Source organism: Puniceibacterium confluentis, from assembly GCF_007923445.1.
GTDB classification, from domain to species: Bacteria; Pseudomonadota; Alphaproteobacteria; order Rhodobacterales; family Rhodobacteraceae; genus Puniceibacterium; species Puniceibacterium confluentis.
This window is the reverse complement of sequence record NZ_VOJI01000031.1, coordinates 12,984-34,737: the sequence shown is the minus strand read 5'-3', so window position 1 is coordinate 34,737 and position 21,754 is coordinate 12,984. Positions and strand designations below refer to the sequence as shown.

Annotated in this window: 17 protein-coding genes, 1 tRNA gene and 1 pseudogene; 6 read left to right on the top strand and 13 right to left on the bottom strand. The window is 62.7% G+C overall.

Annotated elements, in window-relative coordinates; translation table 11 throughout:
• Nucleotides 1–332: 332 nt before the first annotated feature.
• From FOY53_RS20265 to FOY53_RS20255, 3 genes are all read right to left on the bottom strand, one after another.
• Nucleotides 333–1,268, bottom strand: coding sequence for a carbon-nitrogen hydrolase family protein (locus FOY53_RS20265; protein WP_146592130.1), 936 nt, complete (start codon nt 1,266–1,268; stop codon nt 333–335).
• Nucleotides 1,269–1,372: 104 nt separating this feature from the next.
• Nucleotides 1,373–2,245, bottom strand: a complete 873-nt coding sequence (locus FOY53_RS20260) for a class I SAM-dependent methyltransferase (protein WP_146592129.1) — start codon at nt 2,243–2,245, stop codon at nt 1,373–1,375.
• Nucleotides 2,246–2,283: 38 nt separating this feature from the next.
• Entirely contained in the window at nt 2,284–2,712 is a 429-nt protein-coding gene (locus FOY53_RS20255) for a GFA family protein (RefSeq protein WP_222435303.1), read from the bottom strand.
• A 143-nt stretch (nt 2,713–2,855) separates the two neighbouring features.
• Here FOY53_RS20255 and FOY53_RS20250 point away from each other — a divergent pair, with 143 nt between their 5' ends.
• On the top strand, nt 2,856–3,545 hold the full coding sequence (locus tag FOY53_RS20250; protein WP_146592128.1) for a winged helix-turn-helix transcriptional regulator: 690 nt from the start codon (nt 2,856–2,858) through the stop codon (nt 3,543–3,545).
• 264 nt (nt 3,546–3,809) lie between these two features.
• On the opposite strand, the pseudogene FOY53_RS23835 reads toward FOY53_RS20250, so the two are convergent.
• Both FOY53_RS23835 and FOY53_RS20240 read right to left on the bottom strand, forming a co-directional pair.
• Nucleotides 3,810–4,463, bottom strand: a pseudogene (locus FOY53_RS23835) (transposase); the annotation flags it as partial.
• Between the two features lie 207 nt (nt 4,464–4,670).
• Nucleotides 4,671–4,745 (bottom strand) — tRNA-Phe (locus tag FOY53_RS20240).
• Between the two features lie 159 nt (nt 4,746–4,904).
• Between FOY53_RS20240 and mnmH the strand changes: the two genes are divergently transcribed.
• Nucleotides 4,905–5,966 (top strand): tRNA 2-selenouridine(34) synthase MnmH, encoded by a 1,062-nt coding sequence (mnmH, locus tag FOY53_RS20235; protein ID WP_146592126.1) that lies wholly within the window; start codon nt 4,905–4,907, stop codon nt 5,964–5,966.
• Here mnmH and selD read toward each other — a convergent pair.
• From selD to urtA, 6 genes are all read right to left on the bottom strand, one after another.
• Nucleotides 5,915–8,110: a selenide, water dikinase SelD gene (selD, locus tag FOY53_RS20230; RefSeq protein ID WP_146592125.1), complete on the bottom strand. Its 2,196-nt coding sequence runs from the start codon at nt 8,108–8,110 to the stop codon at nt 5,915–5,917. The genes mnmH and selD overlap by 52 nt on opposite strands.
• 162 nt (nt 8,111–8,272) lie before the next feature.
• Complete coding sequence (urtE, locus tag FOY53_RS20225; protein ID WP_146592124.1) at nt 8,273–8,968, bottom strand: urea ABC transporter ATP-binding subunit UrtE; 696 nt, start codon at nt 8,966–8,968, stop codon at nt 8,273–8,275.
• Between the two features lie 3 nt (nt 8,969–8,971).
• A complete protein-coding gene (gene urtD / locus FOY53_RS20220) occupies nt 8,972–9,712 on the bottom strand; it encodes an urea ABC transporter ATP-binding protein UrtD (protein WP_146592123.1) in 741 nt (246 codons plus the stop codon).
• Nucleotides 9,709–10,881 (bottom strand): urea ABC transporter permease subunit UrtC, encoded by a 1,173-nt coding sequence (gene urtC / locus FOY53_RS20215; protein WP_146592122.1) that lies wholly within the window; start codon nt 10,879–10,881, stop codon nt 9,709–9,711. The genes urtD and urtC overlap by 4 nt, the downstream gene beginning before the upstream one ends.
• A 139-nt stretch (nt 10,882–11,020) precedes the next feature.
• Nucleotides 11,021–12,985 carry an urea ABC transporter permease subunit UrtB gene (urtB, locus tag FOY53_RS20210; RefSeq protein ID WP_146592121.1) on the bottom strand — a complete coding sequence of 655 codons (1,965 nt, stop codon included), beginning with the start codon at nt 12,983–12,985 and terminating at the stop codon, nt 11,021–11,023.
• 79 nt (nt 12,986–13,064) lie between these two features.
• Nucleotides 13,065–14,351, bottom strand: a complete 1,287-nt coding sequence (gene urtA, locus FOY53_RS20205) for an urea ABC transporter substrate-binding protein (protein ID WP_146592132.1) — start codon at nt 14,349–14,351, stop codon at nt 13,065–13,067.
• A 478-nt stretch (nt 14,352–14,829) separates the two neighbouring features.
• On the opposite strand from urtA, the gene FOY53_RS20200 reads away from it, so the two are divergent.
• The 4 genes from FOY53_RS20200 to FOY53_RS20185 all read left to right on the top strand — a co-directional run bounded on the left by FOY53_RS20200 (nt 14,830) and on the right by FOY53_RS20185 (nt 18,861).
• On the top strand, nt 14,830–16,254 hold the full coding sequence (locus FOY53_RS20200) for a circularly permuted type 2 ATP-grasp protein (protein WP_146592120.1): 1,425 nt from the start codon (nt 14,830–14,832) through the stop codon (nt 16,252–16,254).
• A 4-nt stretch (nt 16,255–16,258) separates the two neighbouring features.
• The gene (locus tag FOY53_RS20195; protein ID WP_146592119.1) at nt 16,259–17,212 is read left to right on the top strand and encodes an alpha-E domain-containing protein; all 954 of its coding nucleotides are present in this window, start codon (nt 16,259–16,261) and stop codon (nt 17,210–17,212) included.
• The gene (locus FOY53_RS20190) at nt 17,209–18,027 is read left to right on the top strand and encodes a transglutaminase family protein (RefSeq protein WP_146592118.1); all 819 of its coding nucleotides are present in this window, start codon (nt 17,209–17,211) and stop codon (nt 18,025–18,027) included. The genes FOY53_RS20195 and FOY53_RS20190 overlap by 4 nt, the downstream gene beginning before the upstream one ends.
• A 105-nt stretch (nt 18,028–18,132) precedes the next feature.
• Nucleotides 18,133–18,861, top strand: coding sequence for a proteasome-type protease (locus tag FOY53_RS20185; RefSeq protein WP_146592117.1), 729 nt, complete (start codon nt 18,133–18,135; stop codon nt 18,859–18,861).
• Nucleotides 18,862–19,024: 163 nt separating this feature from the next.
• Here FOY53_RS20185 and FOY53_RS20180 read toward each other — a convergent pair whose 3' ends face one another.
• Nucleotides 19,025–20,380: a TRAP transporter large permease gene (locus FOY53_RS20180; RefSeq protein ID WP_146592116.1), complete on the bottom strand. Its 1,356-nt coding sequence runs from the start codon at nt 20,378–20,380 to the stop codon at nt 19,025–19,027.
• Nucleotides 20,381–20,383: 3 nt separating this feature from the next.
• On the bottom strand, nt 20,384–21,706 hold the full coding sequence (locus FOY53_RS20175; protein ID WP_146592115.1) for a TRAP transporter small permease subunit: 1,323 nt from the start codon (nt 21,704–21,706) through the stop codon (nt 20,384–20,386).
• Nucleotides 21,707–21,754 lie beyond the last annotated feature (48 nt).

Here is a 21,754-nt window from a genome sequence, read left to right as displayed (position 1 = left end):
ATCCAAATCAGTATAAGGGGGTCACTTTTGGACGCCGATCACCCCGCCACGGGGTCAAAATTGCATGCTTGTTCACAGTTTGGTCGCACTATTGACGATTGTCCAATAGTTACTCGCGGACGTGAAGCTGCGAGTAGTCGACCGGCGACTACGGGCTCAAACCGGACTTCTACTGCGCGCGAGCGTCGTCAGCAGTGAAGGATGCAGCTGGTGTCCGCTCTGCGGACAAAGTGAGCTTTCGCCGCGCTGTCACAAATGTCGGTGATCTGCACTTCGCGTCTACCGCGACTGTAGCCTCGGCGGGTGTTGGTGATGCAGCAGACCACTGCCGGTCAAATGAACGACACCGACCGCTTGTGGCTTCTATCGACCGTGAGTGTGAACACGTCAGGGCGGGAATAGTGGCCGCTCGCGTCGAATTTCCGGCGCGAGGCCCGGGCGGCGGGAACGTCGATCTCGGTCATCAGCAGCCCCTTTTCGCGGTGCATCGGACCGGCGGCGATCCCGCCGAAGGGCTTGTAGACCACGGCATCGCCGGAGTTCACCCATTCATCCTTGTTGGGAAACAGAATGTCGTAATGCGGGATGTCATTGGGAATATCCGACGCCTCCAAGGAAGTTGCGCATCCGATCACCCAACAGCCCCCTTCGCGGGCGATATGCTGCATCGTGGCCAACCAGGTGTCGCCGCTGTCCCAGGTCGGTGCGACATAGATGTCGATGTTCTGGGCATAGAGCGCGGCGCGCGCCAACGGCATGTAGTTTTCCCAGCACAGGAGCGCCCCGATCCGCCCCACCGCCGTCTCGACCACGTTCAGGCCGGATCCGTCACCAAAGCCCCAGATCATGCGCTCGGGGTTGGTCGGCATGAGTTTTCGGTGGTTGTTTGCGATGGTGCCGTCGGCGTCGATGATGATGCAGGAATTGAACAAGGTCGATCCCGACACCTCGCCGTCGATTTCCTGATACCCTGCGACGATGACCATGTCGTGCTCAACCGCCGCTTCTTGAAGGGGCGTCATGCCACCCCGGCTCAGGTCGACGGAATTGGCCTGCAACAGGGCAAAGAGTTCATCCGTCTTGCCCATGTCGGCACCCGGTGACAGACGCCAGCAGAACGTCGGGTAGCCGGGAAACCAGGCCTCGGGGAAGACCAGTAGTCGGGCGCCCTCGCTGGCGGCTTGCGCGACCAGATCGATGGCGCGTTCCATGCTAGCGGACAGGTTCAGATAGACAGGCGGTTCCTGAACGATTGCGATTTTGGTCATCAGATCATTCCTTTCCGTGTTTTACCATGTTGCTTTCAGGTGCCAGCCATGAAGCCTCGTTGTGGGCGTTAGAGATCAGGCAACTTGCTGACCTGCAACATGGATCAGGCAGCTTTTGTCCCGGTGGCGACGAGCATCTCGCAAGGCCCTTCAAAACGGCCATCCTTCTCGAAAGCACAAAGCGCTTCCTCGATCTCGTCCCAAGCGTAACCCCGTTCGGGCGCGGTTAGCCCCGCGAGCATCTGATGCAGGGCCCCAAAACTTTCCTTCTCGAATTGCAGGCATTCCTGAGCCGAGCCCAAATGGACTGGTGCCGCGACACGCTCTATTTCGATGTTGGTGAATCCTGCCTCGCGCAATCGAGCAGCCAGCACGTCGGGGTCGCCCAACGAGAAGGGACCAGGTTGACCCGGCAGTGGCGCGGGCAGCGCCGCGCGGCGACGGATGATGCCGACCGGAACCGAAAAAAAGCCGTTGCGACCGGCCTCGGCATAGGTGATCGCACCGATGCGGCCGCCTGGACGCAACTGCGCGCGCATACCCGTCAGCGCCTTGTGCTGATCCGGAAAATAGATCAGGCCGACGCGCGACATGACCGCATCGAAAGGCTCGGCCTCGATCCCTCCAACCTCCTCGCCGTCGACCACCAGGGTTTCCACATTGTCGAGGCCAGCCAGATCGGCATTGGTTTTGGCATGTTGCAGTATCCCCGGCGATAGATCGGTCGCCAGTACGTGACCCGAAGGTCCGACACGCTTCGCCGCGTTGAGCGTCTGGCTGCCAGCGCCGGCCGCGATATCCAGAACGCGACTGCCTTGCGTCAGTCCCATCCGGTCCAGCATCAATTCGGTCGATGGCCCCAACCACCTGTCCAGAAGCGGTGTCCACCGGTTCCAGGCCTCGGCGGCTTCGTCCCACTGGCGGCGGGTGGCTTGCTTGAACGCGACGGGATCGAAGGCTTTCGTTGCGGTTGTCATGTCGCTCTCCTTTTGGGGCATAGTTCGATGGATGGACACTATTCCGGCACTTGCTCGCCGGACCCGCCGATCTCAGTCGGAAAATCCTTGAATTTGGGCAAGCCGTCTTGCATCGGCAGCACGGTCTCGGCGTAGTTCACGTGCAAGCCCGGTTCAAAAACCAGGCTGGGGATCGCGGCTGCGAAGACATCGGTGACGCCCCATTGCGGGTGATCCGTCATGATGTGTCCGCCGCATTTCTTGCAGAACCGGCGCATCGAGTTCGGAGTGCCGGCATATTCGCCAACGAGCTCCTGCCCTTTGGTGATCCGGACGCTGTCCGTTTTCCAAAGACTGAACGCGTTCACTGGTCCCGCCGACCAGGCGCGGCAGGACTCGCAGTGACAATAGCCCATACCTTCGGGCTTACCGGAAACCTCGGTTTCAACGCTGCCGCAAAAGCAGGTGCCTTTATGTGTCATGGTCATGGTCTCTCTCCCTTGTATTCGAAGCGCACCACAAGTGTCTCCGCAACGGCCCGGCCGCGATAGTCCTGAAACTGTACTGGACCCGACCTGACATGCCGCTTAGGCTCGAACGATCAGCGGTTCCAAGGAAAGAGAGGCATTCCATGCGCGGCAGCTACGGCCAGTTTTGTCCGATCTCGATGGCCTCGGAGATCCTCTGCTCGCGCTGGACGCCGCTTTTGATCCGGGAGCTTATGTGCGGCAGCACGCGGTTCAACGATCTACGGCGCGGTCTGCCGCGGATGTCGCCGACGCTGCTGTCAAAGCGGTTGGGAGAACTGGAGACGGCGGGAGTCGTTCAGCCCGTCACAGGCGATCAGGGTGTTAAGGAATACCGTCTGACGAAAGCTGGAGACGAGCTTCGCCCGCTCATTATGGGGATCGGTGCTTGGGGACAAAGATGGGTGGAAAGCGAAATTTCCCTCAACAATCTCGATCCCGAATTGCTGATATGGGACATGCATCGTTTCCTGAAGATCGATCCGCTGCCGGAACGCCGGGTTTGCCTCCAGTTCGTGTTCAACAATCTCCCAACGGCGCGGCAGAACTATTGGTTGCTCGCCGACCCGCAATCCGGTGTGGAAGCCTGCTATGCCGATCCGGGCTATGATGTTGACCTCTACTCCGAATGCAGCCTGCGCACCATGACCGGGATCTGGATGGGCCTGGATACAGTCGAAAAAGCGGTGAACGAAGGGAGATTGGAACTGACGGGCGCACGCGAGGTTGCCGCTCGAATGCAGGAATGGCTTGGCCTCAGCCCCTTCGCCCGAGAAGAGCGGATGGCTGTTTAGTGTGCATCGCGCCCATTCATCCTCCGCACAGTATCTGGTACATTGGGCTCTCTGCGGTCATGCGGCGGTGCAGAGAATAACCCAGTTTCAGGGTTAGCTGAACGGCAGCTACGAATTTTGCGGCATGGTTGGCTCGCGCTTGCAGCGAAAGCCTGGAATCCGCCCTTGCGAGTCATTGAGCCAGCATGCAGCGAGGCGACCCTTTTCTACCTATTGTGTCATTACCCTCAGCTACGTGAGTCACGAAGCCGGCGCTATACAACAGGCGCGACCATTGCGCCGGATCGGAATGTCTGCGTCTGCGGCTTGACCGATAATCGCGCCATGGCCTACTCGTGGATCATAGGCCCCGTCAGAGGTGACCGTGCTGATCGCATCTTTCGGCGAAATCTCCGCCTGTAGATCCGACCGCAAAGTGCTGTCGCCTTGACGGCTTGCGGGGATACGACCGCGCGCACATCTCCCGTGCCCAAATCCATGGCGAGGTGGATCTTTCGACACTCCCTCCGAGCCAACCGGCCATGCTTGCGAGCCTGCCACCCGTTATCACCTTGGAGCTTGATACCGGTGCTGGCGACAAGCATGTTCAGCGGCTGCCGCCCAGAGCGATCCGGGACTTGCACTGCGATCCGCGTCGAATAGTCCAGAACCCGATCAGTCGAGCCCTCCCACCTTGATAACGACTTCCACCAGCCCGACCGTCTGTCGGAGCGAAAGACTGGAGAGCGCTTTCGGAGTAGGGCAGACTTGGATGGCAGCAATTAAAAAGGTCTCGGGCCGCCCGCGCCCCCCTGGTCCTGTCGGCGTTCCAGAGCATTCGAGGATCGAACAAAACCGAAAGCGAATTATGCTCTCACAGCGCCGCCGTGCAGTCGGACCAGTTCGTCGTGCGATTGCGTGACGAGGCGGCTTCGGCATCCCTCGAGCTACCCGCCACCATGCGCTCAGAGAATCCCGCGAGCGGGATTTGCGACCACCCCGACATGCGCGCCGAATTTTCGATCTCCTGCGGTAAAACTGTAGCAAAAAGCGTAGCAAGAACTGTAGCAGTCTTAGCTTCTGAGAACCGAGTTCCCGTTATTTTAAGGGAGAAAAGCGGCTTAGAGAAAATTTACAGCCGTTAAATGGTGCCCGGGGGCGGAATCGAACCACCGACACGAGGATTTTCAATCCACTGCTCTACCCCTGAGCTACCCGGGCACGGGTGAACGGCGAGCCGTTCGGGTTGGGGCGTTCTAGGCGAGCTTGGATCGGGTGTCCAGAGGGGAAAGCAGGAAAATTCGGGTCCGAGCGAAAGTGACTGCCAATTCCACGCCCTTGCCCCTTTCCCCGGGCGCCGCGCCGCAGTAAATGCAGCACATGACAAAGGAATTCAGCCATCTCGACCATGTGCTCGGCCACGGCTTCGACAGCGTGATCGACGTTCGCAGCCCGGCTGAATTTGCCGAGGATCATGTGCCCGGGGCGATCAATCTTCCGGTGCTCGACAACGAGGAACGGGCGCGCGTCGGGACGATCTACAAGCAGCAGAGCCCGTTTCTGGCACGTAAGGTCGGAGCCGCCCTCGTGTTCCGCAATGCCTCGGCCCATATCGAGGGTCCGCTGGCACAGTTTGACGGAAGCTGGCGGCCGCTGGTGTATTGCTGGCGCGGCGGGCAGCGGTCCGGTGCCTTTGCCTGGATGCTGGCGCAGATCGGCTGGCGCCCGGAGGTGGTGCAGGGCGGGTACAAGACCTACCGGCGGTTGGTGACGGCGCGGCTGTACGATCAGCCGCTGGGCCTGCGGCTGATCCAGCTCGGGGGCTACACAGGCACCGCAAAGACCGCGCTTCTGCACCGTCTGGCGCAGCGCGAGGTGCAGGTGCTCGACCTCGAAGGGCTGGCACGGCACCGCGGCTCGTTGCTGGGTGGCATGCCGGGCGGACAACCCAGCCAGAAGGCGTTTGAATCCACACTGGCGCAGGCACTGCACCGGTTTGATCCGCAGCGACCGGTTCTGGTCGAGGCGGAATCGAGCAAGATCGGCGGACTTCTGGTGCCGCCCTCCCTCTGGTCCGCGATGAAGGTGGCCCCCTGGATCGAGGTCAGCGCCCCGCTGGCGGCGCGGGCGGCCTATCTTGCCGAGGCCTACGACGACATCCTGTCGGACACCGAGGGCCTGCGCCACAAGCTGCGCCACCTTGTTGCTTTCCGGGGAACGGCTGTGGTCGACAACTGGTTCAAACTGATCGACCGGGGTGACCGGCTGGCCCTGACCGCGGCGCTGGCGGCCGAGCACTATGATCCGGCCTATGCGAAATCCATGCGGGCGTTGGCGCCTGACATCCGGCACCGCTTCGAGACGCAAGGCCTGTCAGCTTCAGAACTCGATCAGCTGGCCGACCGCATTGCCGCGCGGCTCGATTCGTTCAGCGTGATCTGAGGCACCCCGGCGCGCAGTGTGCCGATGGCGGCTGCGGTGTATCCGGCCCGTGTAAGACCCTGCAGCACCTCCGCCACATGCTGCGGTGGAACCGCGGCGAGCAGACCGCCCGCGGTCTGCGGGTCGAACAGCAGGGCGGTGTTGGGGTCATCGGGCAGGTCTGGCGCCGCAGCCCGGTTCTGCGGGTAAAGTGAGGAATGGTGTCCCTGTCGCGACAGGTCCAGCGCACCGTCCAGCAGAGGCACGGACGAAAGATCGACCTGCGCCGCCACATTGGATGCGGTGCAGATACCCAGCAGGTGGCCGGCAAGGCCAAATCCGGTGACATCGGTCATGGCATGGGCGCAGGACAGCAGGGAGGCGGCGGCCGACTGCGACTGCGCCATCATCTCCAGGCACCGGACCACATCCCGCCCCGGCGCGGCACCGGCCATGTCCGCCGCCATGATCACGCCGCTGCCCAGCGGCTTGGTCAGGATCAGCGCGTCCCCGGGCTGTGCGCCCGCCAGGGTGATCGGGTCGCGGTCACACAGTCCCGTGACCGTAAAGCCGATGGTCAACTCGTCGCCCACAGAACTGTGGCCGCCGACAATCGCGGCGCCGGCCTGACGCATCACATCCTGCGACGTCTCCATGATCTCGCGCAGCAGCCGTTCCGTCAGGGCTTCCGAGAGGCGCGGCAGTACCAGACTGACCAGCGCGGCCTGGGGCCGGGCGCCCATTGCCCAGACATCGCCCAGGGCGTGATTGGCGGCGATGCGGGCCATTGTAACCGGATCTCCGGTCAGGGTGCGCAGGTGATCGGTGCTCAGCACCTGACGTGTCTGGCCCATCTGCAGCAGCGCCGCATCGTCACCGGGCAGCGCGCGGACATCCGTCCGGGAGTGCGGCGCGAGGTCGCTCAGGACCGCGCCCAGGGTGGCGCGTCCGACCTTTGCACCGCAGCCGCCGCACATGGGTTTTGGCCCCATCGCCTCGATCATCCCGGCGGCGCGCTGTGTCGGCAGGGCGGGGGGCGCCATCGGCGGGAAATCGGTGAACCTGCGCATGAAACGCTGGTCGATGTGATCCTTCCAGCGCCACATCAGCGGGCCGGACAGCGGCAGTCCGAACCGTTCGGCGATTGCCGTCCTGTCGCCCATCGAGATCAGCTTGAGATAGTCGCGCTGCGGCCGGTAGGCATGCAGGCGACCGGTCTCGCGCAGGCGCGCGCGGAGATTGCTGTACAGGATCGGGGCCTGCCGCACGGCAAAGACACCGGCCTTGGGTCTGGGAGCGGGCGTGAAATGGGCGCAATCACCGGCTGCAAAAACCGACGGATCGCTGCTGCGCAGGTGGCGGTCGATGCAGACAAAACCGTCCTCGAGTTGCAGCCTTGTGGTTTGCAGCCAGTCGTAGGGCCGTGCCCCGGCGGCCCCGGTGACAAACCGGGCGGGAATCCTGCGGCCATCGTCTAGCATCACCGCCTCTGCCGTCACCGAAACGACCCGTGTCTGTTCCAGCAGACGAATGTCCAGACCGTGCATCGCCGCGCGAATCCTGCGCGCCGTCCCGGCTGCCAGCGACGCCAGCGCCGTGGAGCTGTCGATCAGGTGGATCACGGCGGGCCGGCCGCGCTGCCGCAGGGCATGGGCCATGGCCATGGCCAGTTCGACCCCCGCGACGCCGCCGCCCAGCACCGCAACGGAGGCCGGGCCGGTCTGGTCCAGATACCGGTTCCAGGCGGTGGCAAACGGCCCGAGCGGTTTGGCCGGGGTGGCAAAGGCGTCAAAACCGGGCACCGACGGCATGGCGCTGGTGATGCCGATGTCAATCGACAGCAGGTCATAGGCGATGTCGGGGCGATCCGGGACGGCAACGGTCCGGCGGGTCAGATCGATGCCCCGGGCCGCCGCGTTGACCAGACGCGCACCGGCAAAGCGCGCCAGTTTCACCAGGTCAATGTCCAGTGCATCGCGGTCGTAGTGGCCGGCGACATGGCCGGGCAGCATTCCGGAATAAGGGGCTGTGGGACCGGGATTGATCAGGGTCAGTCGCACGCCGGGCAGGGGCGCCATGCCCCATTTCCGCAGCACCAGCGCGTGGGTATGGCCGCCACCGATCAGTACGAGGTCGCGGGTCAGGGGCAGGGGCGGCTGATGCATGCGGTTCTCCGTGTTGCCGCCGCTCTAGCATGCGGGGTTGCGGATGTCCCGGGGCCGTCGTGACACAGACCCTGACGGATCTGTGATGCTGCCCCCGGGGAGCGGCCGCATCGGGGGCGCCCCATTGTGCAGGCTGCCGGGCACCCGCGGCCCGGCAGGGAATCAGATCGAGACGCGGGCCAGCAGCGTCTCGCGGTCGATCTGGGCGCGGGGACCTTCCAGCACGACAGCGCCGCGGTTGACGGCAAAAAAGTTGTCCGCCAGACCATAGGTGAAATCAAAGTATTGCTCGACGAGGATGATCGCCATGTCACCCTGATCGCGCAGGCTGGAGATCACCCGCCCGATCTGCTGGATGATGTTGGGCTGGATGCCCTCGGTCGGCTCATCCAGCAACAGGACGCGCGGTTTGGTGATCAGGGCGCGGGCGATGGCCAGCTGCTGCTGCTGGCCGCCGGACAGGTCGCCGCCGCGCCGGTGGGTGAACTCCTTGAGGATCGGGAACAGCTCCCAGATGTGGTCGGGCACATGGTGTTCGGATCCGGGCAGGCAGGCAAAGCCGGATTCAAGGTTCTCCATCACCGTCATCAGCGGAAAGACCTCGCGGCCCTGCGGCACATAGGCAATGCCCGCGCGCGCCGCCTGATAGGCCGTGGGGTGATCCAGCAGTGTGCCGTCCAGTGTCAGCGTGCCGCCGGAATAGGGATGGCGCCCGGCAATGGCCTTGAGCAGCGAGGTCTTGCCGACCCCGTTGGTGCCCATGACGGCGGTGACTTCGCCGGGTCTGGCGGTCAGCGAGATGCCGTGCAGGATCTGGCTCTGGCCATAGTGGAGGGTCAGGTTGTCGACGCTGAGCATGGTTTATCTCCCCAGATAGACGTCGATGACGTCCTGGTTCTTGGTGACGTGATCCAGCGATCCCTCGGCCAGCACAGAGCCTTCGTTCAGGACGGTGACCTTGCAGTCGAGCCTGCGGACAAACTCCATGTCATGCTCGACCACCACCACGGCGCGGGTCGCGGCGGCGCGTTTCAACAGGTCGGTGGTGTGCTCGCGTTCGGCCGGGGTCATGCCGGCGGCGGGCTCGTCCACCAGCAGCAGCCGCGGATCCTGCGCCAGCAGCATTCCGATTTCCAGCCACTGTTTCTGCCCGTGGCTGAGTTCGCCCGAGCGGCGGGTGAGATGGTCGGTCAACCCGATCTCGGCGGCAATCTCTTCGATCCGCCGGGCCCCTGTCGGGGTCTTGCGATAGAGCAGCACATCGAACGGCCCGCGCGGGTTGGACAGCGCCATGGCGAGGTTCTCGCGCACTGTCTGCGCCTCGAACACCGTGGGTTTCTGGAACTTGCGGCCAATGCCAGACCGCGCGATCTGGCTCTCTGACATTTTCAGCAGCGACACCGATTTTTCACCAAAAATGACGCGGCCTTCGTCGGGACGGGTCTTGCCGGTGATGATGTCCATAAAGGTGGTCTTGCCTGCGCCGTTCGGGCCGATGATGGCGCGCAGTTCCGGCTCGCCGATCTGGAACGACAGGTTGTTGATGGCGCGGAAGCCGTCGAACGAGACCGAGACACCGGAGAGTTCGAGAAGCGTGCTCATTTCTGATCTCCCTTGCGCACAATCAGGTCAAACAAACCGCCGATGCCTTTGGGAAAGAACAGGGTGACGGCGACAAAGCTGAGGCCGAGCAGGACCAGCCACCAGTCGGTCCACTGGATCGTGTAGAAGCCAAGCGGAATGTTGGGCGCGCCGCCCCCGGTGAACCAGGACGACAGCAGCGACACAAGGGCGGCGCCGAGCACGGCCCCGTAGAGCCGCCCGCGTCCGCCGATGGCGACCCAGACCGCCAGATAGATCGAGGCGATCGGGGCGATCTCGGCCGGGTTGATGATGCCGGCCTGCGGGTAATACAGCGCGCCGGCGATGCCCGACGCCACTGCCGTCAGGGTAAAGACGAAGAGTTTGTAGGTTTCCACATGGTAGCCGAGAAAACGCACGCGGGATTCATTGTCCCGGATGCCCCGGACCACGCTGCCCATCTTGCCCGAGACCACCCAGGCGAACAGCACATATCCCAGCGCCAGCGCCAGCGCCGAGGCCCAGAAGAACCAGACCGAGATCAGCGCCTGCGGAGTCTGTTCAAAGCCGGGAATGTTCTGCAGCCCGGACAGGCCGTTGTTGCCGCGCAGGCCGCTGTCGTTCTGAAACAGGTAAAGCGACAGGGCGAGGGTCATCGCCTGGGTCAGGATCGACAGATAGACGCCGGTGACGCGGCTGCGGAAGGCCAGCCAGCCAAAGACCAGCGCCAGCAGGCCCGGCACCAGAACCACCATCAGCAGCTGCAGGAACAGCGAGTCGGCGAACGCCCAGAGCCAGGGAAAGTCCGTTGCCCCGACAACCCCGAAGATCTGCTGGCCGACGGACGCGGTGATTTCCTCCGGCGTTGGCGGAATGGCGGCGGCGCTGAGGCTCTTGACCACGATGATCTCGGTGCGCGCATACATCAGCCACATGCCGATGGCATAGCCGCCGATGCCGAAAAAGGCGAAGTGACCAAGGCTGAGAATGCCGCAGTAGCCCCAGACCACATCCATCGCCACGGCGACCAGGCATAGGCACAGGGTCTTGCCCAGGGTCTTGACGAAGCTGGTCGAGATCAGGCCGATCCCGGCTGCTTCGGACAACACCGTGACGCAGAGGGTGAAGAATCCCAGGGCGGCGAGGAACCACAGCACCGAGGGGTTTTTTGACAGGAAACCCTGTTTCATGTTGCTGCTCCGGTCTGGAAAATGCGGCGTCTGGCTGTCGGGGGCAGGGGGCCGGCCCCCTCTTGGCCTGCGGCCAGTTCATACCCGGGATATTTGGACCCCGGAGACACCAGGGTGTGGGTGCTGAAGTCGATCACCGTCAGTCTCCTGCCGCGCGGCCCTTGAGGGCGACGATGCCCTTGGGGCGGAACTGGATGAACAGGATGATGAACAGGATCATGTAGGTCTGCGCAGCCAGGGTGTTGGAGGGGTTGAACCATTCGATGCCCTTTTGCAGGCCGCCGATCAGGCTGGCGCCCGCCAGTGTGCCCCAGACGTTGCCGACGCCGCCGACGACCACGGTCATGAAGCTTTGCACGATGTAGTCGGCGCCCATTTCCGAGGTCACCTTGGCGTAGAGCCCGATGGCGACACCGGCGATGCCGGCGATGCCCGAGCCCAGGCCGAAGGTCAGCATGTTGATGCGGTCGGGATTGATGCCCATGGAGGCCGCCATGCCGGGGTTCTGCGTGACCGACCTGACCTCGAGCCCGAGGCGGGTGCGTTTCAGCACAAACAGGATCAGCCCGAGGAAGATGAGGGCAAGCACAAAGATCGCGATGCGGATGTTGGCGATCTGCACCACGTCGTTGATCACCCAGGCGCCATCCAGCCAGCCTGGCGAGGTCAGCGGGCGGGCCTGGGTGCCGAAGATGTTCTTGGCCAGCTGCTGCAGGGCGATCGAGATGCCGAAGGTGGCCAGCAGCGTTTCCAGCGGACGATGGTAGAGGTGACGGATCACCAGCCGCTCCATCGCCACTCCGGCGCCAAAGGTCACGGCAAAGGCCAGCGGCAGGGCCACCAGCAGCGAGATGGTGTAATCGGGGATGAACAGCTGCACCACGTATCCGGTATAGGCGCCCATCATGATGAATTCGCCATGTGCCATGTTGATCACGCCCATCACACCGAAGGTGATGGCCAGACCGATGGCGGCGAGAAAGTAGATCGACGCCAGCGACAGCGCGTCCATGCCGATGTCGATCATCTGGTAGCGGGCGACGCGGGCTTCGACTTCGTCCAGAGCGGTGCGGGCGGCGTCGGTGACTTGCGGATCCCTGTCCGCATAGGCGTCGTAAAAGACGTTGGAGGACAGCGCCGCGGTGCGGATCTCCGCAGTGACCCGGGCGGGAACCGCGCCCTGCGCGGCAAGCGCGTCATAGGCGTTTTCGCGGCTTTCCCGGCTGCCAAGCTGGCCGACAGGCAGGCCGCCGACGCGGCCCTCGCGGATATTGGCTGTCAGGGCGGCCTTGATTTCATCGTCAGAGACTGGTCGGGGCGCCAGGTCGGCCGCCACAAGGCGTGCGTAGGCTTCGGCCTCGGGGATGTCCGAGCCGACCTTCAGAACGCGTGCGACATTCACGCCTTCGGGCAGCTTTGCCGCAACTTCGGAGGTGGTTGTCAGGATCAGGTTCAGCACCGAGCGGGTGGCAACGTCCAGATCCGAGGACAGGGCACTGATCGCGTCGATCCGGTCTTCTGTTGTTTCGCCGAACCGGGCGCGCAGATGGCCGGCCAACCGTTCCTTGCGCCGTTTCAGCTCCGGGTCCTGTTCGCCGTCGATCGAGGCGCGCAGCGGTTCGATCTGGTCGGCGTCCGGGCTGCGGGAAATGGCGTCGAGCGCCGCCACCCGGCGGGCGGGGTCGGGATCCGACAACTGGAACTGCACCAGGGCCGCGCCGATCACCCGACGCACCCCGCCGTTGGGACGAATTTCCGTGATCATGTCGGCGGCGGCGGTGCCCGCGGAGTCCCCCGTGCTCATGTCGGTCAGCGCGTATTCGCTGCCCTGGCGTTTGGCGTAAAAGAACAGGCCATCGCTGGAGCGCTGAAAGACACCCTTGTCCTGCCAGCGTTCCAGAAAGGTTGCGACATTCGGCTGACCCGAGGCGACAAGATCTTCGATCACGACGCTGACGCTGCGCCGTCCGGGGTTCGCCACCTCGTCGGCATGACGCTGCAGGACGGTCTGAAGGGTCTCTGGAGGGCTTTGATCCGCGGTCTGGGCATCGGCGCCAGACAGAGAAAGACAAAGCGCAAAGGCAAGGAGGAGCGCGCGCACCATGGATACCGCCTGTCAGGTAAGGTCGTTCAAGACAAAGAGCGGGCGCGGAAGGGAGAGTCCGCGCCCGCGAAACACTGGCTCAGTAGTTGGATTTCATCTGAACGCAGGTTTCGGTCTGGGTGTTGTACATACCGCAGCCAAGATCCTTCCAGTCCGAGGTCAGAACCGCGGATTCCGGCAGGAAGTCAGTCCAGGCATCGCCTTCGACCGGCTCGGTCTGGCTGATGATGTCGAACTGGCCGTCTGCGCGGATTTCACCGATCAGCACCGGCTTGGACAGGTGGTGGTTGGTGCCCATCACCGCGGTGCCGCCGGTGAGGTTCGGGAATTCCTGACCCCACATCGCTTCGCGGACGGCATCCACGTCGGTGGTGCCGGCCGCTTCGACCGCGTTCACCCACATGTTGAAGCCGATGTAATGGGCTTCCATCGGGTCGTTGGTCACGCGCATGTCGTCGCCGATGAAGGCGTGCCAGGCTTCGATGAACTCGGCGTTGGCGGGGGTGTCGGCGGTCATGAAATAGTTCCAGGCGGCAAGGTGGCCGACCAGGTTCGACGTGTCGAGACCCGAGAGTTCCTCTTCGCCCACCGAGAAGGCGACGACGGGGATGTCATCGGCAGAAACGTTGGCCGCTGCCAGTTCCTTGTAAAACCCGATGTTGGCGTCGCCGTTGATGGTCGAGATCACGCCGACCTGTTTGCCATCGGCACCCAGTGCCACGACATCCGCCACGATTGTGGCCCAGTCGGACTGACCGAAGGGGGTGTAGTTCACAAAGATGTCTTCGGCGGCAATGCCCTTTTCCTTGAGATAGGATTCAAGGATGCGGTTGGTTGTGCGCGGATAGACATAGTCGGTGCCGAGCAGGGCAAACTTTTCGACGCCCAGCTCTTCGAGGAAGTAGTCGACCGCAGGAATGGCCTGCTGGTTCGGCGCTGCGCCGGTGTAGAACACGTTGCGCGAGCTTTCCTCGCCTTCGTACTGCACCGGATAGAAGTACAGGGCATTGAGTTCTTCGAGGATCGGCAGCACGGCCTTGCGGCTGGACGAGGTCCAGCTGCCGAAGGTCACGTCGACGCCGTCATTCGAGATCAGCTCGCGTGCCTTTTCGGCGAACAGCGGCCAGTCCGAGGCCGGATCCTTGACCACTGCCTCGAGCTGGCAGCCCAGGACGCCACCGGCTGCGTTCTGCTTTTCGATCAGCATCAGCATGGTGTCTTTGAGGGTGGTTTCAGAAATTGCCATGGTGCCGGACAGCGAGTGCAGCACGCCGACCTTGATCGGGCAGTCCTGTGCCGCTGCCGCAGAGGCCAGTCCCACCAGAGCAGTGGTCGCAAGTGCGGTAATTGAAAGCTTGGAAATCATGTAGTCCATCCCATTGTGGCGCGGCATGCCGAAGCCAGGGCGCAGAACCCTGATCCGTCGCGGAATCCCGCCGCAGCGTTTTTGTTTGGTCGCAGGCCGTGAGCAGACACCGCCGCGGATCATTCAGCGACCTCTGATCGAAGCCGCGCCCTTACGCTTAGCTTTGACTCCGACCTGCGCCACTGATCCTGCTGCTGATGCGGGCTGATCAAAGGGCATTGCCCAATTTGCGGGCAGTTTACCTAGCGTCCGGTATGATTTTGGGCAGTTTTAGATGCGCGGGGCGGTTGTCGCCGCCGCATTGGGCACATGGTTGCGTGTTTGGCGGGAAATCATACGATTTTAATCTGCCTTTGCGTGTAATTCACGAAGGGGCGCCTAAAAAATATGCTATACCGCCGGGCTTTGCCCTATCGTGGGATTATCGGTTTTACATGGCCTGCTACAGATGATGTGTTGTTATCTAACGACTTAACTCATGACCGAACGGGATGACCTCGTGTTCAATGAAATGTTAAACGGTGCCGAAGTTCGCGCTGCCTATGAAAGCCTCGAACGCTGGCACAAATCCATGCCCGACGAAATGCGCACACTGAAGCAGAGTGAGGCCGAAAACCTGTTCAAGCGCGTCGGAATCACCTTTGCCGTTTATGGCGAAGGCGGCGATCCGGAGCGACTGATCCCGTTCGACATGTTTCCGCGGGTCTTTACCGACAGCGAATGGCGCAAGCTGGACCGGGGCATCCGCCAGCGGGCGGCGGCGCTGAACGCGTTTCTGGCCGATGTCTACGACCGGGCCGAAATCGTCAGGGCCGGGCGCATTCCCGAGCATCTGATCACCCGGAACGACGCCTATGAAAAGGCCGCCATCGGCTTTCGCCCGCCGCGCAACGTCTATTCCCACATCGTCGGCATCGACCTGGTGCGCACCGGGGCCGATCAGTTCTTTGTGCTCGAGGACAACTGCCGCACGCCTTCGGGTGTGAGCTACATGCTGCAGAACCGCGAAATCATGATGCGGATGTTCCCGCAGCTGTTTCTGGAAAACCGCATCGCTCCGGTGGACGGCTATGCACGGCTGCTGAAAAAGACGCTGGCGTCGGTGGCGCCGCAGAAATGCGACAGCGAACCCACCGTGGTGATCCTGACCCCGGGCCAGTTCAACAGCGCCTATTACGAACATTCGTTCCTGGCCGACCTCATGGGGGTGGAACTGGTCGAAGGGCAGGATCTGTTTGTCGAGGGTGATTTTGTCTGGATGAAGACCACCGAGGGCCCGCGCAAGGTCGACGTGATCTATCGCCGGATCGACGATGCCTTTATCGACCCGCTGTGTTTCCGTCCGGATTCGATGCTGGGCGTTCCGGGGCTGATGTCGGTCTATCGCTCGGGCGGGGTCAACATCTGTTCCTGCCCCGGGGCCGGTGTCGCGGACGACAAGGCGATCTATACCTATGTGCCCGAGATGATCCGTTTCTACCTCGGCGAGGCGCCGATCCTTGAGAACGTGCCGACATGGCAGTGCGCGCGCAAGGACGAGTTCAAGTATGTGATGGAACACCTGCCGGAACTGGTGGTGAAGGAGGTGCACGGCTCCGGCGGCTATGGCATGCTGGTCGGACCGGCCGCGGACACGAGCACAATCGAGCTGTTCCGCCAGAAGATCGTCGAGAACCCCAGCAACTACATCGCGCAGCCGACGCTGTCGCTGTCGGCCTGTCCGACCTTTGTGGATGCCGGCATCGCGCCGCGCCACGTGGATCTGCGGCCCTACTGTCTGGTGGGCGAAACAATTGAACTGGTGCCCGGCGGCCTGACCCGCGTGGCACTGACCGAAGGCTCTCTGGTGGTGAACTCGAGCCAGGGCGGCGGGGTCAAGGACACATGGGTATTGGCGGAGTGACAACATGCTGAGTCGGACGGCCAATCACCTGTACTGGATGGCGCGCTACATCGAACGCGCCGAAACCACCGCCCGTTTGCTAGAGGTCGGGGGGCGCAACGCGCTGATGCCCGACATCGGCGGCGGATTCCGCAACGACTGGGAGGCAATCCTGCGGGCCAACGGCACGCTGGAGATGTTCAACGACAAATACGGCGAAACCGTCCAGCGCAACATTGAAACTTTTCTGTTCTTCGACTCCGACAACCCGTCCTCGGTATTGTCCTGCCTGAACATGGCGCGGGAAAACGCCCGGGTTGTGCGCACCGCGCTGACATCTTCGGTCTGGGATGCGATCAACAGCGCCTATCAGGAACTGAAACAGTTCCAGCGCACCGAACGTTCGAAGCTCGAACTGAGCGACCTTACCGAGTGGACGCTGCGGGCGACCTCGCTGATCCGGGGCTGCATCGAAACCACGCAGTTGCGCAACGACGGCTACCATTTCATGGGCAGCGGTTTCGGGATCGAACGCGGCGACAACACCGCGCGTCTGCTCGACGTCAAGTATTATGTCCTGCTGCCCAGTGTCAGCTATGTCGGCTCGGGTCTGGATCAGTCGCAGTGGGTGACGCTGCTGCGGTCGATGTCGGCGCACCGGGCGTTCAGCTGGAGCTATCCCGGCGAGTTGACCGCCGCCAAGATCGCGGATTTCCTGATCCTGAACCGCAAGTTCCCGCGCTCGCTGCTGTCGGCGGTATACCAGACCTGCGATCATCTGGATCACATCGGCCGCGGCTACGGCAGTGTCTCTCCGTCGCAGGCCAAGGTGCGTGAAATCCTCGCAGAACTGGCCGAGGCAGGCGTGAAGGACATCTTCGAAGAGGGGCTGCACGAATTCCTGCTGCGGTTCATGCGGCAGAACGGCGAACTGGCCCACACCGTCCAAGAGACCTATTTGCAGGGGACCCCGACATGAGGCTGAGCGTCAGACATGTGACCCGCTATTCGTTCGACACACCGGCACGCGGCCTTGTGCAGACCCACAAGCTGATCCCGTCAACCTGTGCGAGCCAGAACATCCTGTCCTGGACCGTTTCGGTGGGGGACGCAATCCGCGGCGCGGCGTTCCGCGATTCGGCTGGGGACATGGTCGAAACGATCTCGGTCCGCGGGCCGGTGGACGAGATGGTGATCGAGGTGAGCGGCGAGGTCGAGACCACGGACCTTTACGGTGTGCTGCGAAATCACCGTGAAACGGTGCCGCCGACCACCTATCTGCGCTCCTCGCGCCTGACACGGGCGGATACCGCCCTGCGCGATCTGTCAGCCTCGGCCCTCGAGGGCATGGAGGATGATTCGGCCTTGAACAGAGCCCATGCGCTGGCCCGTGCGGTGAACACGGCCATCGCTTACGTTCCCGGCGAGACCGAAGAAATGACCACCGCTGCCGAGGCCCTGTCGGGGGCAAAGGGGGTCTGTCAGGATCACAGCCACGCGCTGATCGCGTTGGCCCATGCGGCCGAGATTCCAGCGCGTTACGTCGCCGGCTATCTGCATTCCGGGCAGGACGCGACCGGCGAGGCGAGCCATGCCTGGGCCGAACTGTTTGTGCCCGGACTGGGCTGGGTCGGTTTTGACGCATCCAACCGCTGCTGCCCGGACGAGCGCTACATCCGCCTGTGCTCGGGGTATGACGCCCAGGATGCCGCGCCGATCCGCGGAATCCTCAATGCCGGCGTAGAAGAGCATCTGGACGTTTCTGTCGCCGTAATGTCGCAACATCAGCAGTAATGGCCGCTCCGTTCCATTGTGACACAAGGGAACGCAGCCTCTGCATTGCAGCAGGCCGCGTTTGAGACTAGCAGTACCTTAACCCATCTTAGAGGTATGTGTCTGATGACCTATTGTGTCGGTTTGCTGCTTGATGCCGGCGTCGTGCTCCTGTCGGATACCCGCACCAACGCGGGGCTCGACAATATTGCCATCTATCGCAAGATGTTCACCTTTCAGGTGCCCGGCGAACGCGTGATCGCGATCATGACCGCCGGCAGCCTGTCGGTGACGCAGACGGCGATTGCGCGGCTGACGGATGCGGCCGAAGACCCGGATGCCGATGAGAACGCCTCGATCCTGAAGGCGCCGACGATGCTGAAGGTGGCGCAGCTGGTGGGCAACACCCTGTCCGATGTCACCGTCGAAGTGTCCAACAAGATCAGCCGGATGAACCAGGGCGCCAGTGCGTCGATGATTGTTGCCGGGCAGCGCAAGGGCGGTCCGATGCGGATGTTCCTGATCTACAAAGAAGGCAACTTCATCGAGGCGACGGCGGACACGCCCTATCTTCAGATTGGCGAGCACAAATATGGCAAACCGATCCTGGACCGGGTGATCACGCCCGAAACCTCGCTGGCCGAGGCACAGAAGGCGGTGCTTTTGTCGATGGATTCGACGCTGCGTTCGAACCTGAGTGTCGGCATGCCGCTGGATCTGGCTGTGATCAAGACCGATGCGCTGGAAGTGTCCGAACAGCGGCGGATCGAAGCCTCCGACGAAGGTTTTGCCCGGATGAGCAGTGCCTGGTCCAAGGCCCTCAAGGACGGCTTTCAACAGATAGATGCGGTCTGAAGTTTAGGATCAATTGTGGTCATGTGGCCCGGCCCTGTGCCGGGCCTCTTTGTTTTCAGGCTCGGGTCAACACCTGGGCCGGAATCGCGCGCAGGCCTGCGCCTGACACACAAACGGCCGCGCCCGGAGGCACGGCCGTGGTTCTTGCGGTCACGAGCGCCGTTCAGCCGTAGACCAGCCGCGGCAGCCAGGTGATGATCTGCGGAAAGAACATGCAGAGCAGCAGTCCGACCACCTGCAGGAACAGGAACGGCAGGGCCGACTTGAAGATGTCCGACATCGGAATTTCCGCCGGAGCCACGCCGCGCAGATAGAACAGCGCATATCCGAACGGCGGTGACAGAAAGCTCATCTGCATGTTCACGAGGTAGAGCACCCCGAACCACAGCACCAGATCGTCGGGACTGTCGAGACCGAAGGACTCGGCGCCGAGTGCCCGGATGATCGGCACAAAGATCGGCACGCAGAGCAGCAGGATGCCCACCCAGTCAAGGAACATGCCCAGAACCACCAGCACGATCATCATGATCACCAGAATGCCCCAGGGACCAAAGCCGGTGGCCTGCAACGCGTTCTGCACGAACTGCTGACCGCCCTCGAGCACGTAGAGTCCGACAAAGATCGTCGCGCCGAACATGATCCAGATCACCATCGCCGACGCCTTGAGCGTGGTGATCGAGGCTTCGCGGATGGTCAGCCAGTCGAGCTTGCGGTGAATGGCGGCAACGATGAAGGCTCCGAAGGTGCCGATGCCCGCCGCTTCGACCGGGGTGGCGACGCCGGTAAAGATTACCCCCAGCACAACCACGATCAGCACGATCGGGGCTGACATGTTGCCCATCAGCGCGAGTTTTTCGCGGGTCGAGATCCGCTCTTCGACCGGGATGGGCGGGCCGAGCTGCGGGTTGATGTAGCTGCGCACCACCACATAGAGGATGTACATGCCCGACAGCATCAGGCCCGGGATCACCGCGCCGATGAACAGCTCGCCCACCGACTGTTCCGCCACAACCGCGTAGATGATGGCGAGGATCGACGGCGGGATCAGGATGCCGAGCGTGCCGCCGGCCATGATCGAGCCCATGGCGATCTTGGGGTCATAGCCGCGTTTCAGCATCGCGGGCAGGGCGATGATGCCCATGGTGACCACCGCCGCGCCGATGACGCCGACCATGGCCGCGAGCACGGTCGAGGCAATGATCGTCGCCGCCGCCAGTCCGCCTTTGACGCCGCCCAGCACCTTGTAGATCACGTCGAACATGTCGTTGATGATCCCGGCGCGTTCCAGCATCGAGGCCATGAAGATGAACAGGGGAATGGCCGAGAGCTGGTAGTTGGTCATCAGCGGAAAGATGCGACTGGGCACGATGTTGAGGGCGCGCTCGTCGCCCAGCACGAACAGGAACACACAGGCCAGGCCCCCGGTCACAAAGGCCAGCGGCAGTCCGGCCATCAGCAGTACCAGCAGCGAGCCGAACATGATCAGCGTGAGCCATTCGATTCCGATTTCAAGTCCCATCGGTCAGGCCCCCCGTGCCACGGCGCGGATGTCCTGCGCAAGTTTCGAGATGCCCTGAAGCACCAGCAGCAGTCCTCCGATCACCATGACCCATTTCATCGGCCACAAGGGCACCTCCCATTCGTTGAAACTGATTTCGCCCCATCGGATCGCCGGATCGGTCCATTGTCCGGTGGTCCAGCCGCCGACCATCTCGCCGAACGTGATCGAGCCACGCGCCCAGTCGGAAACCAGGCTGTTGCCGGTGGCAACGGCGTTGGCATCAACGGCAAAGGTGTAGCTGGTCCACAGCAGCGTGCCCGCGAAGATGAAGAAGAACACCGACGTCAGCAGGTCCACCCAGGCCTTGTTGGTGCGTTTCATCGGAGCGTAGAAGATATCGACCCGGACATGGGCCTCGGTCAGCATCGCGTAGGATCCGGCGATCAGGTACTGCATCCCGAACATCAGATACATCGACTCATGCGCCCAGTTGGTCGGCGAGCCAAAGACATAGCGGCTGATCACTTCGAAATAATAGACGAAGACCGCGATCACCGCCCAGTAGCTGACGAACTCGCCGGCAAACAGCGATGTGCGGTCGATCCACCCGGTCCAGCCCGGCGACACCCACTCGGAATCCTCCTTGCGTTCGGATTCCTCGAGCCTTTTCAGCGCCAGTTCCGCCTCGGACATCTGTTCGTGGGCGGGCAGGGCGGCGTTGGCGCGTTTCACCAGACCGGGCAGCAGCAGGGCATCCACCGCCATCGCCGCAAGCAGCAGCCAGAAGGCGTATTTGGCGACATTCGACCAGTAGGCCAGGTCGGCCCGGGCCGAAGCCGCCGCCGGACGGGACTGGGCAAGGTCGCTCTCTGCCGCCGCAATCTGCGCGCGACCATCATTCAGTCGCTTTTCGGCGCGTTCGATATCGCGTTCCGCACGGCGGACCGCAAACGAGCCGACCTCGGCATTCGCCAGTGCCTGCCGCAGGGCAGGCAGGTCGGCCTCGGCTGCCTTGATCCGCCCGGTCTCGCGGTCCAGGATCCGCTCGGCCATCCGTACGGTGTTGTTGGCATTTGATACGATCGACCGTGCGTCCTGGCCTTCGGCATTGGCAAAGAGGATGGCCAGAAACACCGGTACGAACAGCAGACCGACCAGGCTTTTGACATAGAACCGGTGCAGTCCCAGCATGCCGCCGCAGACCAGAATGAAATAGCCAAGGCTCAGCGAGTATTCCCGCCGCTCGGGGCGGGGACGGCGGGCCAGCATCATGGCTATCATCGGAAAGATGATCAGTCCGACCCAGTATGCCCAATGCGGCAGGGAAAAATCGAGATTGGGCATGACAACCCCTCGTTGTGATGTGGTGAGTGAGGAAGATATGGCGCGACA

Coding starts and splice junctions, on each gene's coding strand:
- FOY53_RS20255 (WP_222435303.1), bottom strand. CDS start 2,712: ATGACCATGACACATAAAGGCACCTGCTTTTGCGGCAGCGTTGAAACC.
- FOY53_RS20190 (WP_146592118.1), top strand. CDS start 17,209: ATGAGGCTGAGCGTCAGACATGTGACCCGCTATTCGTTCGACACACCG.
- FOY53_RS20200 (WP_146592120.1), top strand. CDS start 14,830: ATGACCGAACGGGATGACCTCGTGTTCAATGAAATGTTAAACGGTGCC.
- FOY53_RS20195 (WP_146592119.1), top strand. CDS start 16,259: ATGCTGAGTCGGACGGCCAATCACCTGTACTGGATGGCGCGCTACATC.
- FOY53_RS20175 (WP_146592115.1), bottom strand. CDS start 21,706: ATGCCCAATCTCGATTTTTCCCTGCCGCATTGGGCATACTGGGTCGGA.
- urtD (WP_146592123.1), bottom strand. CDS start 9,712: ATGAGCACGCTTCTCGAACTCTCCGGTGTCTCGGTCTCGTTCGACGGC.
- urtA (WP_146592132.1), bottom strand. CDS start 14,351: ATGATTTCCAAGCTTTCAATTACCGCACTTGCGACCACTGCTCTGGTG.
- mnmH (WP_146592126.1), top strand. CDS start 4,905: ATGACAAAGGAATTCAGCCATCTCGACCATGTGCTCGGCCACGGCTTC.
- urtB (WP_146592121.1), bottom strand. CDS start 12,985: ATGGTGCGCGCGCTCCTCCTTGCCTTTGCGCTTTGTCTTTCTCTGTCT.
- FOY53_RS20185 (WP_146592117.1), top strand. CDS start 18,133: ATGACCTATTGTGTCGGTTTGCTGCTTGATGCCGGCGTCGTGCTCCTG.
- urtC (WP_146592122.1), bottom strand. CDS start 10,881: ATGAAACAGGGTTTCCTGTCAAAAAACCCCTCGGTGCTGTGGTTCCTC.
- FOY53_RS20265 (WP_146592130.1), bottom strand. CDS start 1,268: ATGACCAAAATCGCAATCGTTCAGGAACCGCCTGTCTATCTGAACCTG.
- urtE (WP_146592124.1), bottom strand. CDS start 8,968: ATGCTCAGCGTCGACAACCTGACCCTCCACTATGGCCAGAGCCAGATC.
- FOY53_RS20250 (WP_146592128.1), top strand. CDS start 2,856: ATGCGCGGCAGCTACGGCCAGTTTTGTCCGATCTCGATGGCCTCGGAG.
- FOY53_RS20260 (WP_146592129.1), bottom strand. CDS start 2,245: ATGACAACCGCAACGAAAGCCTTCGATCCCGTCGCGTTCAAGCAAGCC.
- selD (WP_146592125.1), bottom strand. CDS start 8,110: ATGCATCAGCCGCCCCTGCCCCTGACCCGCGACCTCGTACTGATCGGT.
- FOY53_RS20180 (WP_146592116.1), bottom strand. CDS start 20,380: ATGGGACTTGAAATCGGAATCGAATGGCTCACGCTGATCATGTTCGGC.